Origin of the sequence: Streptomyces fuscichromogenes, assembly GCF_014645815.1 — a bacterium.
GTDB lineage: Bacteria > Actinomycetota > Actinomycetes > Streptomycetales > Streptomycetaceae > Streptomyces > Streptomyces fuscichromogenes.
In genome coordinates this window covers 1-15942 of the sequence record NZ_BMML01000031.1, presented here as the reverse complement: position 1 = coordinate 15942, position 15942 = coordinate 1, and the positions used below count along the sequence as shown (strand labels likewise).

Annotated in this window: 13 protein-coding genes; 6 read left to right on the top strand and 7 right to left on the bottom strand. The window is 72.0% G+C overall.

The genetic code is table 11. The features are described 5' to 3' along the window. Nucleotides 1-123 precede the first annotated feature (123 nt). Together IEZ11_RS52640 and IEZ11_RS42630 are read right to left on the bottom strand one after the other, a co-directional pair. Nucleotides 124-2094, bottom strand: a complete 1971-nt coding sequence (locus tag IEZ11_RS52640; RefSeq protein ID WP_373295046.1) for an ATP-binding protein — start codon at nucleotides 2092-2094, stop codon at nucleotides 124-126. A gap of 103 nt (nucleotides 2095-2197) precedes the next feature. Further along, a complete protein-coding gene (locus IEZ11_RS42630) occupies nucleotides 2198-3055 on the bottom strand; it encodes a 5'-methylthioadenosine/S-adenosylhomocysteine nucleosidase (RefSeq protein ID WP_189268452.1) in 858 nt (285 codons plus the stop codon). A gap of 173 nt (nucleotides 3056-3228) precedes the next feature. On the opposite strand from IEZ11_RS42630, the gene IEZ11_RS42625 reads away from it, so the two are divergent. Further along, complete coding sequence (locus IEZ11_RS42625; RefSeq protein WP_189268451.1) at nucleotides 3229-3789, top strand: hypothetical protein; 561 nt, start codon at nucleotides 3229-3231, stop codon at nucleotides 3787-3789. A gap of 8 nt (nucleotides 3790-3797) precedes the next feature. Here the strand turns inward: IEZ11_RS42625 and IEZ11_RS42620 are convergent, their stop codons facing one another. Next, nucleotides 3798-4478 carry a response regulator gene (locus IEZ11_RS42620; RefSeq protein WP_189268450.1) on the bottom strand — a complete coding sequence of 227 codons (681 nt, stop codon included), beginning with the start codon at nucleotides 4476-4478 and terminating at the stop codon, nucleotides 3798-3800. Further along, nucleotides 4475-6100, bottom strand: coding sequence for a sensor histidine kinase (locus tag IEZ11_RS42615; protein ID WP_189268449.1), 1626 nt, complete (start codon nucleotides 6098-6100; stop codon nucleotides 4475-4477). The genes IEZ11_RS42620 and IEZ11_RS42615 overlap by 4 nt, the downstream gene beginning before the upstream one ends. Before the next feature lie 160 nt (nucleotides 6101-6260). Between IEZ11_RS42615 and IEZ11_RS42610 the strand changes: the two genes are divergently transcribed. The 5 genes from IEZ11_RS42610 to IEZ11_RS42590 all read left to right on the top strand — a co-directional run bounded on the left by IEZ11_RS42610 (nucleotide 6261) and on the right by IEZ11_RS42590 (nucleotide 11982). Continuing rightward, complete coding sequence (locus tag IEZ11_RS42610) at nucleotides 6261-7622, top strand: cation:dicarboxylate symporter family transporter (RefSeq protein WP_189268526.1); 1362 nt, start codon at nucleotides 6261-6263, stop codon at nucleotides 7620-7622. 334 nt (nucleotides 7623-7956) lie between these two features. Continuing rightward, the gene (locus tag IEZ11_RS42605; RefSeq protein WP_189268448.1) at nucleotides 7957-8730 is read left to right on the top strand and encodes a DUF2127 domain-containing protein; all 774 of its coding nucleotides are present in this window, start codon (nucleotides 7957-7959) and stop codon (nucleotides 8728-8730) included. A 58-nt stretch (nucleotides 8731-8788) separates the two neighbouring features. After that, nucleotides 8789-9217 (top strand): MerR family transcriptional regulator, encoded by a 429-nt coding sequence (locus IEZ11_RS42600; RefSeq protein WP_189268447.1) that lies wholly within the window; start codon nucleotides 8789-8791, stop codon nucleotides 9215-9217. Beyond that, nucleotides 9214-9561 (top strand): thioredoxin family protein, encoded by a 348-nt coding sequence (locus IEZ11_RS42595; protein WP_308426589.1) that lies wholly within the window; start codon nucleotides 9214-9216, stop codon nucleotides 9559-9561. The genes IEZ11_RS42600 and IEZ11_RS42595 overlap by 4 nt, the downstream gene beginning before the upstream one ends. 150 nt (nucleotides 9562-9711) lie before the next feature. After that, nucleotides 9712-11982, top strand: a complete 2271-nt coding sequence (locus IEZ11_RS42590; protein ID WP_229713701.1) for a HelD family protein — start codon at nucleotides 9712-9714, stop codon at nucleotides 11980-11982. Here the strand turns inward: IEZ11_RS42590 and glgB are convergent. The 3 genes from glgB to IEZ11_RS42575 form a co-directional block, all read right to left on the bottom strand. Then, on the bottom strand, nucleotides 11957-14140 hold the full coding sequence (glgB, locus tag IEZ11_RS42585; RefSeq protein WP_229713700.1) for a 1,4-alpha-glucan branching enzyme: 2184 nt from the start codon (nucleotides 14138-14140) through the stop codon (nucleotides 11957-11959). The genes IEZ11_RS42590 and glgB overlap by 26 nt on opposite strands. Before the next feature lie 18 nt (nucleotides 14141-14158). Continuing rightward, entirely contained in the window at nucleotides 14159-15529 is a 1371-nt protein-coding gene (locus IEZ11_RS42580) for a maltokinase N-terminal cap-like domain-containing protein (RefSeq protein ID WP_189268445.1), read from the bottom strand. Between the two features lie 216 nt (nucleotides 15530-15745). Next, a partial coding sequence (locus IEZ11_RS42575; protein WP_189268444.1) for an alpha-glucosidase C-terminal domain-containing protein occupies nucleotides 15746-15942 on the bottom strand: 197 nt, incomplete at its 5' end.

The window sequence follows — 15942 nt, the reverse complement described above, 5'->3', positions numbered from 1 at the left end:
CCTCGGGGCGCACTGCGCTGTGGCCTGGGGGTTCGTCTCTCTTGCGCTGTGAAGGTAAGTGGAGTGGTCTAGTCAGGTCAATGCGTCTGCGGGGGTTTGCTGTGTGCGGGAGGGATGACGGGCTCAGTCGAGTTCGGCGATCCAGGCGCGGGTCTGGGCGGCTTCGGTCGGGGCGTTGACGCGGGTGAAGGCGTCGACTGCTCGGAGCAGGCAGGCGCGGACGTCGGCCGGGCGCCGGGCGGTCTGATGGGTCACGGCCATGTTGTGGAGGGCCTGGCCGGCCCTGTACCAGTCGTCGAACTCCTCGTGGATGCGCAACGCCTTCCCGTGGGCCTCGATCGCCTCTTCCAGCCGGCCGGCCTTCCGCAGGGCGATGCCGAGGTTGCCCCACACCATGGCCTCGCCGTGCCGGTCGCCGATGTCCCGGTCCAGGTCGCGGGCGTGGGTGTGGGCCTCGATCGCCTCCGCCACCCGGCCCGTCTCCTGGAGCGCGATGCCGAGGTTGTTCCACGCGGTGGCCTCGCGGCGCCGGTCGCCGGCGTGCTGGTTCAGGTCGCGGGCGTGGGTGTGGGCCTCGATCGATTCCGCCACCCGGCCCGCGTGCCGCAGGGCGAGGCCGAGGTTGTTCCACGCGATGGCCTCGCGGCGCCGGTCGCCGGCGTGCTGGTTCAGGTCGCGGGCGTGGGTGTGGGCCTCGATCGCCTCCGCCACCCGGCCCGCCTCCCGCAGGGCGATGCCGAGGTTGTTCGACGCGATGGCCTCGCGGCGCCGGTCTCCGGCACCGTGTGCGGCCTCCCGTGCCGCACCGGCCACGGTGATCCAGTCGTCGAAGTACCGCCGCCAGGCGAGGTACTCCGACAGACACTCGGCCAACCCCGCCGCCGCGTCCCTGTACCGCTCCTCCCGCGCCCACCCCACCGCCGCGACCAGCCCCGCCCGCTCCCCGTCGAACCAGGCCAACGCCCCGCCCCGGTCCCCGAAGCGCTCCGGCTGCGCCCTCCCCGGCAGCCAGCGCAACCGGTCGTCCGCCGCGTCCGCCCACCGGCGGTAGAAGTCCAGCACCCGCTCCCGCGCCGCCTCCCCCTCCTCCCGCGACCCCGCGTCCCCCGCCACCACACCCACCCCGTACGCCCGCACCAGGTCGTGCAGCCGCCACCGCACCTCCGAAGCCGCTCCCTCGCCTTCCCGGACCGGCGTGACGAGATGGGTGGCGGCCAGGTCCTCCAGCAGGGACAGCGCGGTCCCCTCGGCCAGGTCGGCCAGCGCGCCCACCGCCTCCGTACCGGTCTCCGCACCCGGTGCCAGGGCCAGCAGCCGCAACAGCCGAGCCTGGTCCGGGGGGAGCCGGCGGTACGAGGTCTCCAGCACCGGCCGGAGAACCAGCGAACGGCCGTACTGATCCGTACCGCGGCTGCCGTTGTCGAGGACGGTGGTCGGGTCCTCGGTCTCCTTGATCTCGGCGACCAGCGAGGCGATGCTCCGGTGCCGGCGACGGCGGAGCATCGCCGCCGCGATCTGCAGGGCCAGCGGCAGGTGGTCGCAGAGGTCCGTCAGTTCGCGCAGGGCGTCCGCCTCCCGCGCCGGGCGGACGTCGCGCTCGTCGGTGTCGTACAGGGCGCGGCCGACCAGGGCGACGGAGTCGTCCGGGCCGAGGATCCCGAGGTCGACGAGGCGTACCGGCAGGGCGTCGGGGCGGTCACGGGAGGTGATCAGTACACGGTGGTGGTCCGTGCCCGGCAGCAACGGGAGGTACTGGGACGGGTCCGAGGCGTTGTCCAGGATCAGCAGCATCCGGTCCCGCTGCGCGGCGAGGAGCGCGCGGTAGGTGTCGTACCGGCGTTCCGCGGTCGGCGGCAGGTCCTGCCCCCGGACGCCGAGCGCGTCGAGAAGGGCCAGGACCGCCTGGTCGGCGGTGACCGGGTCGGCGTCGTAGCCGCGCAGGTCCACGAAGAGGGTGCCGCCGGGGAACCACCCCTTCGCGCGCGCCCGGTGCGCCGCCTCCACGGCCAGCGCGGTCTTGCCGATGCCGCCCATGCCGGTGACGGCGAAGATCAGGAGCGGGAGGGCGTCCTCGTCGGCCTCGCCCGAGGTCAGGTGGGGGAGCAGCCGGTCGAGTTCCGCCGACCGGCCGGTGAAACCCAGGGGGCGGGCCGGCAGGGTCGCCGTCGCGTGGGGTACCGGACCGTGGGCCGTGCCCTTACCGCGGCCGTCCGGTCTGCTTGCCGATGACGGGACCGTGGAAGGTGCCGCCTTTGAAGTCGATGTGGTCGCCGCCGTACGTGGAGCCGCCCCCGCTTTGTTGGGGCCCCTCCTCGTTGTCGGAGCCGCCGCGCGGCCGGTGTTTCCGCAACACCGCCACCGCTACCGAGGCCGCCCGCTCGGCGGCCCGCTGCTGCGAGCCCGAGGCGTCCGCCAGGTGTTTGTCGCGGTTCGCGCGATCGCTGATGCCACGGATCACCAGGGCGTCCAACTGGCCGTTCAGGTGGGCGGCGTGGACAGCGCCGGAACCCTCCATCTCGATGGCGCAGGCGTCGTTGTAGGTGTGCCGGATCGTGTCGGCGAACGTGGACCTGTCGTCGGCGAGGACGACGTCGGCGCACGCGATCGGCTTGAGGTGGGCCCGCAGTTCCCGGATCTCCCGCACGGCCGAACGCGCGGCCTGCACCAGACGGTTGGAGCCGGGCCAGCTCCTGGGACGTGCGTCGAACCCCTCGGGGGTGTGCTTGCCGCCGTGAACGGCGTAGACCCACGTCCCGACCACGACGTCACCGATCTCGACGTCGTTCCTGAGGCTGCCCGCGATCCCGACGAAGAGCAGCGCCTGCGGGCGCAGCCAGCCCACGATCCGGGTGGTGAGCGCGGCGGCGTTCACGGCACCCTCGCCCAGCTCCGCGAGGGCGAGATCCCAGGACGTGCCTTCGAGCGAGCCCACCTCCACCCGGGTCCCGTCGTCATGGACCAGTTCCCTGAGGTCGCCCGACAGATGGGCACGGACGGCGTCGTACTCCACGGGCAGCGCCGTGAGGACGACGACGATGGGCTGATTCGCGGGCATCCGTCCACGGTAGCGCCAAGTCCGCTGTGGGGCTGGCCCGTTGGCGTAGGTCGAGGATCACCCGGTGCCCGGTGTCACGACTGCCGGGAAAAGCGAGAAGGGTGGCGAATGGCCAGGTGGGAGGCGGTATGGTCGTCCGGCGTGGGTCGGCCCGTCGGGTGGGGGAGAGCCGTATGCCGGAGCAAGGCGTCACTGTCGGGCAGCTGCTGCTCGCCGAGTACCAGAGCGTCAAGGACGAGCAGAAGGCGCGGATCGGGTTCCGGGACAATCTGCTGTACGTGACGCTCGGGGTGGTGGCCGCCGTCATCGCCGCGGCGGCGCAGGCCAAGCAGGCGTCGATGCTGCTGGCGCTGCCTCCGGTGTGTGTGGTGCTCGGGTGGACGTACCTGGTCAACGACGAGAAGATCACGGCGATCGGGCTCTACGTGCGGGACGAGTTGGGCCCCCGGCTCGCCCGACTGACCTCCGGGGACGGGGATTTCGACACCTTCGGCTGGGAGGCGTACCACCGGACCGATGTCCGGCGGCGGACCCGCAAGCTGATCCAGGCGCTGATCGACCTGACCGCGTTCTGCGCGGTGCCGCTGGCGGCGCTGGTGGTGTTCTGGGCGGGCCGGGACGGTGGTGGGCTGCTGGTCGGGCTGTCGGTGCTGGAGGCGCTCGCGGTGCTGGGGCTCGCGGCGCAGGTCCTGCTGTACACGAGACCGGCGAGACCGGCCCGGACACCCGCCTGACCCCGGTCTCAGCGACGCCCCCACCGATAGACCAGCTCCGGCCTCCCCACCTGCCCGTACAACGGACTCCGGCCGGCTCGGCCCGCCTCCACCAGGTGCTCCAGGTAGCGGCGAGCCGTGATGCGGGAGATCCCCACGCTCTCCGCCAGCGCCGCCGCGGTGAGCCCCTCCTCCGACTCCCGCAGCGCGACCGTCACCCGCTCCAGCGTCGGCGCGCTCAGCCCCTTGGGAAGCGCCGCGGGCGAAGGCGCGCGCAGGGCCGCCAGCGCCCGGTCCACCTCGTCCTGGCCGCTCGCCTCCCCCGCCGCCGCCCGGAACTCCGCGTACCGGGTCAGCCGGTCCCGGAGCGTCGCGAAGGTGAACGGCTTGAGGACGTACTGGACGACCCCCAGCGACACACCCTCGCGCACCACCGCCAGATCGCGTGCCGACGTCACCGCTATGACGTCCGCCTGATGCCCAGCCGCCCGCAACGACCGCGCGAACTGCAAGCCGTGCACATCGGGCAGGTGCAGGTCCAGGAGCAGCAGGTCCACGGCCGTACGGTCCAGGATCCGGCGCGCCTCCGCCCCCGTGTGCGCCTTGCCCACCGCCACGAACCCCGGCACCCGGCCCACGTACATGACATGCGCGTCGGCGGCCACCGGGTCGTCCTCGACGACCAGGACTCTGATCGGCTCCCCGGTCATCGGGCCTCGCCCCCCGCCAGCGACGCCCGCAACGGCAGTCGTACCTCGAACACCGCTCCGCCCTCCGGCCCCTCCGCCACTGTCAGGGTCCCGTCCAGTCGTCCGACCGCCTGCCGTACCAGGGCCAGGCCCAGGCCCCGGCCGCCCGGTCCCGCCGGCTTCGTCGAGAAGCCGCGCTGGAAGACCAGCTCGGCGTGGGCGGGGTCCACCCCCGCACCCGTGTCCGTCACCCGCATCACCAGCTCGGCGTCCTCCGCGTACGCGGTCACCGTCACGCGTGCCCGTACCGTGCCCTGGGCCGCGTCCACCGCGTTGTCGATCAGGTTGCCGAGGATGGTGACCAGATCCCGTGCCGACAGGCTCTCCGGTAGCAGACCGTCATCCAGCCGGCTCTCCTCCGAGACCACCAGCTCCACGCCCCGCTCGTTCGCCTGGGCGGTCTTGCCCAGCAGCAGCGCGGCGAGGACCGGTTCGCCGACCGCGGCCACCACCCGGTCGGTCAGCGCCTGAGCCAGCTCCAGCTCCGCCGTCGCGAAGTCGACGGCCTCCGACGCCCTGCCGAGTTCGATCAGGGACACCACCGTGTGCAGCCGGTTCGCCGCCTCGTGGGCCTGCGAACGCAGCGCCTGCGTGAAACCTCGCTCCGAGTCCAACTCGCCCATCAGGGACTGGAGTTCGGTGACATCTCGGAGCGTGACCACGGTGCCCCGGCGCTCGCCCCCCGACACCGGGGAGGTGTTCACCACCAGCACCCGGTCGGCCGTCAGATGCACCTCGTCCACCCGGGGCTCGGAGGCCAGCAGCGCCCCCGTCAACGGTGCCGGCAGGCCCAGCTCGGCCACCGAGTGACCCACGACCTCCCCCTCCGGGCCCACCCCCAGCAGCTCCCGCCCGCCGTCGTTGATCAGCGCCACCCGGTACTGGCCGTCCAGCATCAGCAACCCCTCGCGGACCGCGTGCAGCGCCGCCTGGTGGTAGTCGTGCATGTGGCTCAGCTCCGCCGCGTTCATGCCGTGGGTGTGGCGGCGCAGCCGCGCGTTGATCACGTACGTGCCGATCCCGCCCAGCGCCAGCGCGCCCGCGGCAACCCCCAGCAGCGCCGTCACCTGCTCCTGCACCCGCCGGCTGATCGCCTCCACCCTGATACCGGCGCTCACCAGGCCGATCACCCGGTTGTTCTCCTCCACCGGGGTGACCGTGCGCACCGAGGCGCCGAGGGTGCCCTTGTAGGTCTCGCTGAAGGTGTGGCCCCGCTGGGCCGCCTCGATGTGGCCCAGATAGTGCTTGCCGATCTCGTTCTGTTCGGGGTGCGTCCAGCGGATGCCGTCCGGGGTCATGATCGTGATGAAGTCGACCTCGGTGTCGCGCATCACCTGGAGGGCGTACGGCTGGAGCTCCTTCGAAGGGTTCCTCGTGTGGATCGCCGCGCGGACCGAGGGCGCGTCCGCGACCGACCGGGCCACCGCCGTGGCCTGCCGGGCCGCCGCCGCCTCCGCCTGGTGACGGTCGCTGACGTAGGTGAACAGCGCGTAACCGGCGACCAGCACCGCTATCAGCACGGCCTGCATCGCGAAGAGCTGGCCGGCCAGGCTGCGGGGGCGGGGGGCGGACGGAAGACGCATGTCAGCAGTGTGCCTCGTGGAATTGGCGTGAACTCAATGAACGGAAGGGTGACCGCCCTCACAGCCCGGGAGATAGTCACGGCATCCCCCACAACCCCCGGACGTGAGCCGCACGCCGGTCATACCGACGAAGACGTCAAGGAGGCGAGCCGTGACGACGATGCCTGCGGCACCAGCCGCACCCGCCGTAAAGAGAGACCGCACCCACTACCTCTACATCGCGGTGATCGTTGCGGTCGCCCTCGGGATCGCCGTGGGGCTCATCTGGCCCGACGCCGGGGTCCAGCTCAAGCCCCTCGGCACCGGCTTCGTGAACCTCATCAAGATGATGATCTCGCCGATCATCTTCTGCACGATCGTGCTCGGGATCGGGTCCGTGCGCAAGGCCGCCAAGGTCGGTGCCGTCGGCGGTATCGCGCTCGGCTACTTCCTGGTGATGTCCCTGGTCGCGCTGGCCATCGGCCTGGTCGTCGGCAACATCCTGCACCCCGGTGACGGGCTGCACCTCACCAACGCCCTCAAGGCCACCGGACACAGCCAGGTCGACTCCGAGGCGCTCGGCCCCGTCGACTTCGTCCTGTCGATCATCCCGACCACCTTCGTCTCCGCCTTCACCGAGGGCCAGGTGCTGCAGACGCTGCTCATCGCGCTGCTCGCCGGGTTCGCGCTGCAGGCCATGGGGTCGGTCGGCCAGCCGGTGCTGCGTGGTGTCGAGCACATCCAGCGGCTCGTCTTCCGCATCCTGGGCATGATCATGTGGGCCGCGCCGATCGGTGCGTTCGGTGCCATCGCCGCCGTGGTCGGGTCCGCCGGGCTCGACGCGCTCAAGAGTCTCGCCGTGCTGATGCTCGGCTTCTACGTGACCTGTGTGCTGTTCGTCTTCATCGTGCTCGGCGCGCTGCTGCGGATCGTCGCCGGACTGAACATCCTCACGCTGTTCAAGTACCTCGCCCGTGAGTTCCTGCTGATCCTGTCCACCTCCTCCTCGGAGTCCGCGCTGCCGCGGCTCATCGCGAAGATGGAGCACCTGGGTGTCAGCAAGGCCGTGGTCGGTATCACCGTCCCGACCGGCTACTCCTTCAACCTCGACGGCACCATGATCTACATGACCATGGCCTCGCTGTACATCGCCGACGCCCTCGGTACGCCGATGTCGGTCGGCGAGCAGATCCCGCTGCTGCTCTTCCTGCTGCTGGCCTCGAAGGGCGCGGCCGGTGTCAGCGGGGCGGGGCTCGCCACGCTGGCCGGCGGTCTGCAGTCGCACAAGCCCGCGCTGGTCGACGGCGTCGGCCTGATCGTCGGCATCGACCGCTTCATGAGCGAGGCGCGCGCCCTGACGAACTTCGCGGGCAACTCCGTCGCCACCGTCCTGATCGGTACCTGGACCAAGGACATCGACAAGGACCGGATGCGGCAGGTGCTCGCGGGTGAGCTGCCGTTCGACGAGACGACGCTGCTCGACGAGGGCGGGGCCGGCACGCCCGAGCTGCCCGAGCAGCGCGAGGAACTGGCGAAGGCCTGAGCATCCGCCTGGTTGCCGCCGGTGCGCGAGTGCCGGTCGCACGTGGCTGGTCGCGCAGTTCCTCCCCCGGCCTTCGGCCGGGGGTACCCCCAGCGCCCCCTCGGGGCGCCGCAGAACCACCGGACGTCCGGCCCGGCCTGAACCCGGGCCGGCCGTCCGGTCACCGCTCTCCGGGCGGCTGAGGACTCCCCCCGTGTCTCAGCCGCCCGGAGGCATGTCCACCGGTGCGCCCCGGCGCCGACCCCTGGCCAGCGGTTGTCACCCGTATCCACTAACGTGCCGCTCCGGACCAACCGGAACGGCACCTGTACATGTCTGCATGGAGGCACGGGGGATGAAGATCGACTGGGATCGGCGGCACTGCGCGCGCAAGGGGCATGTGACCTACGCGCCGGACGACCCGCGGCTGCGGGTCAGGCTGCACGCGCAGACCGCGGTCGGGGACGTGTGGCGCTGTCTGCGCTGCGGCGACTTCGTGCTCGGCGAGCCGCACGGTTCGGGACCGGCCGCGGACGCCCCGCTGGTGCCGCGCGGGAAGGTGCTGCGGGACCTGTTCATCCTGCGGTTCCTGGCGATCGAGCGGGCCGTGCGCGGGGTGTTCATCGTGCTGGTCGCGGTCGCGGTGTGGAGATTCAGCAACAGCCAGGACGCGGTGCGCAGGCTGTTCAACGAGTACCTGGACACCTTCCGGCCGGTCTTCAGGCATTTCCACTACGACCTGGACCATTCACCGGTCGTCGGGTCCATCCAGAAGGCGTTCGGCTACAAGCACTCCACGCTGCTGCTGGTGGCCGGGCTGCTGCTGGCGTACGCGCTGATCGAACTCGTCGAGGCGGTCGGTCTCTGGTATGCGAAGCGTTGGGCGGAGTACCTGACCGTGGTCGCCACCGCCGCCTTCCTGCCGCTGGAGATCTACGAACTCACCGAGAAGGTCAGCTATCTGAAGATCGCGACCCTGGTGCTGAACATTCTCGCGGTGCTCTACATCGCCCTCGCCAAGCGGCTGTTCGGGCTGCGCGGTGGACGCCGGGCCTTCGACGAGGAGCGGCAGAGCGCCTCGCTGCTGGAGGTCGAGGAGTCGGCGGGGGTCCAGCCGGGCGTGTCGTGACGCCGGGACCGTCGCCGGGCTTGCCTTGACGCCGACGTCAACGCCTACGGTCGTACCCATGCGAATCGGCGAGCTGGCCGCACGGGCCGGGACCACCACGCGTGCCCTGCGGTACTACGAGGCGCGCGGGCTGCTGCCCGCGCGGCGGGCCGGGAACGGACACCGGACGTACGACGAGAGCGATCTGAGGCTGCTCACGCAGATCCGGACGCTCCAGGACTTCGGGTTCGAGCTGGAGGAGACCCGGCCGTTCGTGGAGTGTCTGCGGTCCGGGCATCCGGAGGGCGACACCTGCCCGGCCTCGCTCGCGGTCTACCGGCGCAAGCTGGCGGAACTGGACGCGCTCATCGGCGAGTTGCAGGCCGTGCGGGCGACGGTCGGGGCCCAGCTGGCGCGGGCCGAGCGGGCGCGGGACGCGCTGGCCGTCGAGGCGCGGGTTCCGGGGGGTCCGGAGCCGACCTGTGAACTGGGAGGGACCGGGCGATGAGCAAGGCGGCGGGTGTGGCCGAGGTGACGGACGCGGACTTCGCGGCGGAGGTGATCGGGGCGGAGCTGCCGGTGCTGGTGGAGTTCACCGCCGACTGGTGTCCGCCGTGCCGGCAGATGGGGCCGGTGCTCACGGCCCTCGCGGCGGAGGAGGGCGCGCGGCTGAAGGTGGTGCAGCTGGACGTGGACACCAACCCGGAGACGACGAACGCCTACAAGGTGCTGTCGATGCCGACGTTCATGGTGTTCCGGGACGGCGAGCCGGTGCGCTCGATGGTGGGCGCCCGGCCCCGGCGGCGACTGATGGAGGAGCTGTCGGAGGTGCTGCCCGACCTGCTGCACTGAACCGGCCGGTTATATGAAGAATCCCCCGGGCAATTGCGCTCGGGGGATTTTTTTGCGTATATTCAAGAGTTCGCGACTTCAGGCCGACATTGAAGTCGATGAAGTCGCGGAGAAGTTCAGTGGGCACAGTATATCCGGGCGGGAGCGGAATTGTCAAACACCGAATTTCCGGACGATGAATTGCGGAACGAGCAGGAATTCATCGACGGACTGTACGCACGGGTGGACGCCCTGCGCGGCGACACCGAGGACTCGGTCGCGGGCGCCCTCGCCCTCGGCGACAAGCCGATGCAGGCCCGCCTGGAGCGGGACATCCTGGTCGCCGAACGCTCCGGACTGCTCGCCGCCCTGAACGCCGTGGACGGGTCCCTGTGCTTCGGCCGGATCGACCTGACCTCCGGGACCAGGCACTACATCGGACGGATCGGGCTGCGCCTGGACGACACCGAGCGCACCCCGGTCCTCATCGACTGGCGCGCCGAGGTCGCCCGCCCCTTCTACCTGGCCACCGGCCACACCCCGATGGGCCTGCGCCGCCGCCGGCACATCGCCACCGACGGCCGCCGGGTCGCCGCCCTGCACGACGAGATCCTCGACCTCGGCGACCGGGAGCGCACCGGCCACGAGGACCCCTCCGGCGACGCCGTGCTGCTCGCCGCGCTGAACTCGGCCCGCACCGGCCGGATGAGCGACATCGTGCAGACCATCCAGGCCGAGCAGGACGAGATCATCCGGGCGCCGTACCGCGGGGTCCTGGTGGTCGAGGGCGGCCCGGGAACCGGAAAGACGGCGGTCGCGCTGCACCGCGCCGCCTTTCTCCTCTACGAATACCGGGAACTGCTCGCCAAACGGGCCGTGCTGATCGTCGGCCCGAACCCGGCCTTCCTCGGCTACATCGGCGAGGTGCTGCCCTCGCTGGGCGAGACGGGGGTGCTGCTGGCGACGGTCGGCGAGCTCTTCCCCGGTGTGCGGGCGAGGGCCGCGGACACCCCCGAGGCCGCCGCCGTGAAGGGCCGTGCCGACATGGCCGAGGTGCTCGCCGCCGTCGTACGCGACCGGCAGGCGCTGCCCGACCCGGTCGTCACCGTCGAGCACGACCGCGAGGTGCTGATGCTCGACGACGGCCTGGTCAACATGGCCCGCGAGCGCACCCGGGCCGCCGGGCTCCCGCACAACGTGGCCCGCGAGCACTTCGAGGGCCACATCCTCAACACCCTCACCGACCTGTACGCCGAACGCGTGGGCACCGACCCCTTCGACGGCAGCAGCCTGCTGGACCCCTCCGACATCACCCAGATCCGCGACGAACTCGCCGAGAACCCCGAGGTCTGGTCCGCCATCGACCAGCTGTGGCCGCTGCTGACCCCGCAGCGCCTGGTCGCCGACTTCCTCGCCGGTCCCGAGGGCTACCTGGACGACGCCGACGCGGCCGCGGTCCGCCGCCCGGTGACCCGGACCTGGACCGTCTCGGACGTGCCCCTCCTGGACGAGGCGGCGGAACTGCTCGGCGTGGACGAGCGGGTCGCCCGCGCCCGTGCCGAACGCGAACGCGAGACCCAGATCGCCTACGCGCAGGGCGTCCTCGACGTCTCCTACGCCTCCCGCACCTACGAGTTCGACGACAAGGAGGACAGCGACCCCGACTCCTCCGAAGTGCTCTCCGCGCACGACATCATCGACGCCGAGCGGTTCGCCGAGCGCCAGGAGGAGGAGGACTTCCGCAGCGCGGCCGAGCGCGCGGCGGGCGACCGCACCTGGGCGTTCGGGCACATCATCGTGGACGAGGCGCAGGAGCTGTCGCCGATGGCCTGGCGGCTGCTGATGCGGCGCAGCCCGACCCGCTCGATGACCCTGGTCGGCGACCCGGCCCAGACCGCGGAGGCGGCGGGCGTCGGCTCCTGGGCGGACATCCTCGGGCCGTACGTCGAGGACCGCTGGGACCACACCCGCCTCGGCGTCAACTACCGCACCCCGTCCGAGATCATGGACCTCGCGGCGGCCGTGGTCCGCGCCGAGCACCCGGACTTCGAGCCCCCGAGCTCGGTCCGCTCGACGGGCCTACGGCCGTGGATCCGCCCGGCGTACGACGACCTGCCCGGCGCCGTCGAGAAGGCCGTCGCCGAACTCACGCCCGCCGAGGGCCGGCTGGCCGTGATCGCCCCGCGCGACCTGCACCGCTCCCTGGCCGCCCGCCTGGACGGCGTCACGGCCGGCGCCGACCCCGACCTGACCCGGAGCGTCGTCCTCCTCGACCCGCGCCAGGCCAAGGGCCTCGAATTCGACTCGGTCCTGGTGGTGGAACCGGGCCGCTACGGCACCAGCGACCTGTACGTGGCCCTGACCCGCGCGACCCAGCGACTGGGGGTGCTGCACACCGGCGACCTGCCGGCCGGACTCAGGCAGGCCGCAGCCACACCGTAGCCAGCGGGGGCAGGGTCAGGCGGATGCTCGCGGGGCGGCCGTGGCTGCCCTGTGGCTCCGGTTTCACCGGGTCGGGGTTGGTGACACCGCTGCCGCCGTAGCCCGCCCCGTCCGTGTTGAGGGTCTCGTGCCAGGCGGGGATCTCGTCCGGGACGCCCAGGCGGTAGTCGTGGCGGACCACGGGGGAGAAGTTGGAGACGGACAGCAGCGGCGTGCCCTCGGCGTCCAGGCGCAGGAACGCGAGGACGTCGTCCTCGGCCGCGTTCCCGGCGATCCACTGGAAACCGTCGGGCGCGGTGTCCCGCTGCCACAGGGACGGGGTCGCGCGGTAGACCCTGTTGAGGTCGCAGACCAGGTCGCGTACGCCCCGGTGGTCGGCCACGGCGCCGTACTCCGGGTCGAGCAGCCACCAGTCGGGGCCGTGCGCCTCCGACCACTCCGCGCCCTGGGCGAACTCCTGGCCCATGAAGAGGAGCTGCTTGCCGGGGTGGGCCCACATGAAGGCCAGGTAGGCACGGAGGTTGGCGCGCCGTTGCCACCAGTCGCCGGGCATCTTCGAGACGAGCGAGCGCTTGCCGTGCACGACCTCGTCGTGGGAGATGGGCAGGACGTAGTTCTCGCTGTACGCGTAGACCATCGAGAAGGTCATCTCGTGGTGGTGGAACTTGCGGTGCACGGGTTCGTGGGACATGTACTCCAGGGAGTCGTGCATCCAGCCCATGTTCCACTTCAGGCCGAAGCCGAGACCGCCGCCGTCGGTGGCCCGGGTCACGCCCTCCCAGGCCGTCGACTCCTCGGCGATGGTGACGACGCCAGGCGCCCGCCGGTAGACCGTCGCGTTCATCTCCTGGAGGAACGCCACCGCGTCCAGGTTCTCCCGGCCGCCGTGCTCGTTCGGCGTCCACTGGCCCGGCTCGCGCGAGTAGTCGAGGTAGAGCATGGAGGCGACCGCGTCGACGCGCAGGCCGTCGATGTGGAACTCCTCGCACCAGTACACGGCGTTGGCGACCAGGAAGTTGCGCACTTCACGGCGGCCGAAGTCGAACTCCAGGGTGCCCCAGTCGGGGTGGGCGGCGCGGAGCGGGTCCGCGTGCTCGTAGAGCGGGCGGCCGTCGAACTCCGCCAGCGCCCAGTCGTCCCGCGGGAAGTGCGCCGGCACCCAGTCCATCAGCACACCGATGCCCGCCCGGTGCAGCGCGTCGACCAGGTACTTGAAGTCGTCGGGGGTGCCGAGCCGGGCCGTCGGCGCGTAGAAGCCGGTGACCTGGTAGCCCCAGGAACCGCCGAAGGGATGCTCGGCGACCGGCATCAGCTCGACATGCGTGAAGCCCAACTCGCCTACATAGGCCGGTAGTTGCTCGGCCAGGTCGCGGTAGGTCAGGCCGGGGCGCCAGGACGCCAGGTGCACCTCGTAGACCGAGAAGGGCGCCTCGTGGACGGGGGTGTCGGCGCGGTGCGTCATCCACTCCGCGTCGGTCCACTCGTGGCGGGACGCGGTGACGATCGACGAGGTGTGCGGCGGCACCTCCGTGCGCCGGGCCAGCGGATCCGCCCGCAGCGTCCGCGAGCCGTCCGGGCGGGTGATCTCGAACTTGTACAGCTCGCCCTCGCCGATGCCCGGCACGAACAGCTCCCAGACCCCCGAGGAGCCCAGCGAGCGCATCGGATACCCGGTGCCGTCCCAGAAGTCGAAACCGCCGGCCAGCCGTACGCCCCGCGCGTTCGGCGCCCACACCGAGAACCGGGTGCCCGGCACGCCCTGGTGGGTCGTCGGATGCGCGCCGAGCGCCTCCCACAGCCGCTCGTGCCGGCCCTCGCCGATCAGGTGCAGGTCCACGTCGCCGAGCGTGGGCAGGAAGCGGTACGCGTCCTCGGTCTCCTGGACCGTCCCGTCGTACTCCACCAGCAGCCGGTAGACCGGCACCTCGGAGAGGGGGAGCAGGGCGGAGAAGAAGCCGTCGCCGTCGTCGTGCAGCGCGACCCGCAGGTCCTGCCCCGCGACGGCCGTCACCGCGTGGGCGTACGGGCGGAACGCGCGGACGGCGATCCCGCCCTGGACCGGATGCGCGCCCAGCACCGAGTGCGGGTCGTGGTGGGTGCCGTGCAGCAGCCGGTCACGGTCGTCTGCGGCCAGGGGTACGGGGTTCTTGGAGGTCACGGACGCGTCTCCCGGAGATCAGGTCGGGTCGGGGGTGGCGAGGCGGTGTACGGCCGACAGCGGGACGGGAAGCCAGTCGGGGCGGTGCCGGGCCTCGTAGACGACCTCGTAGACGGCCTTGTCGGTCTCGTAGGCCCGCAGCAGGACGGGATCGGTGCGCGGGTCGACGCCGGCGAACTCGGCGTATCCGGAACAGTAGGCCGCCCGGCACAGCCGTGCCCAGCCGGGCACCGCCGGGGTCACCGAGTGGGCCGCGTAGTCGAAGGAGCGCAGCATCCCGGCGATGTCCCGCACCGGCGGCTGCGGCATCCGGCGCTCGGCCAGCGGGCGGGCCGGCTCACCCTCGAAGTCGATCAGCGACCACTGACCGGACGGCGCCCGCAGGCACTGCCCCAGGTGCAGGTCGCCGTGGATGCGCTGGGCCGTCCAGGTGCGGCCCTCGCCGGCCAGGTCGGCCAGCGCGGTGTAGGCGGACCGCAGCCCGTCCTCGTACGGCCGCAGCGCCGGTACCGCCTGCACGGCCGCCGCCAGCCGCGCGGTCATGCCCGCGACCTGCGGCTCCAGTTGGCTCTGCCCGAGGGTGACGGTCGGCAGAGTCCGGGCCAGTGCCGTGTGCACCTCGGCGGTGGCCCGCCCCAGCGCCCGCGCCTCGGCCGTGAAGTCCTCGCCCTTGGCCAGCTCGCGCAGCGCCAGCTCCCAGCCGTCGGTCGCGCCGCGCACGAAGGGCTGCAGGACGGCCAGCACGTACGGTTCCCCGCCCAGCTCCGCCCGCAGCCAGGCCGTCGGGGCGGGCACCCGGGCGCAGCCCTCGCGGGCCAGGGCCAGGGGTATCTCCAGGTCGGGATTGACGCCGGGCACGACCCGGCGCAACAGCTTCAGGATGAACGCGTCTCCGTAGACGACCGAGGAGTTGGACTGCTCGGCGGTCAGCAGGCGGGCCACCAGCCCGTCGCGTATCTCCCGGCCCGGGTCCCGCTCGAAGCGCAGCCCGCCGATCCGGGCCCCGGTGCGCAGGGCCTCCAGGAGCACCTCGGCGGGCCGGGGGTCGTACAGCGCGTCGTAGACCGTGTGCCCGGCCAGCGGGCCCCTGGTCACGTGTCCGATCAGCGCGGGCGCCAGCCGGGGCGGCAGCGCCTCGCGCGCGCCTATGAGGAGCTGGTAGCAGTCGCCCACCTCGGCGGGGGCGGGCGGCTGATGGACACGGACCAGCAGATGGTGCAGGCCCAGCCGGCCGTCCGACGGCAGGAGTTCGGTCTCGGCGACCGCGGAGAAGCCGATGACCGGGGCCCCCTTGCCGGCGAACCAGCGCTGCCGGGGCAGCCACTCACGCAGCAGGGGGTCGAGCGAGGCGAGGAGAGCGGGCGTGGAGGGGCTGACCGTTTCCGCCATGGCGGTACGTCCTTTCCCCGGGTCGTCGGGGGCGTTAGTGATGCGTGCCCCGGGCGGGCCGGTGGAAACCAACCGCCGCCGCTCGGGGTGGACTGTGCCTTCGCGCTCCGCTGGGTGCGCTGTTTTTCGACCGCGGGCCGGTGGGGGCTGGTCGCGCCCACGCGGCGGCAGCCGCATGTCCGATACCGCCCCGCGCCCCTTGGGGCGCGGTTCCGGCTAGGCCGGCTCCGCGCGCAGCCGGAACCAGTAGAAGCCGTGCCCGGCCAGCGTCAGCAGGTACGGCAGTTCGCCGACCGCCGGGAACCGCACCCCGCCGAACAGCTCGACCGGATGCCTGCCGTCGAAGCGCCGCAGGTCCAGCTCGGTGGGCTGGGCGAAGCGGGAGAAGTTGTGCACGCAGAGGACGAGGTCGT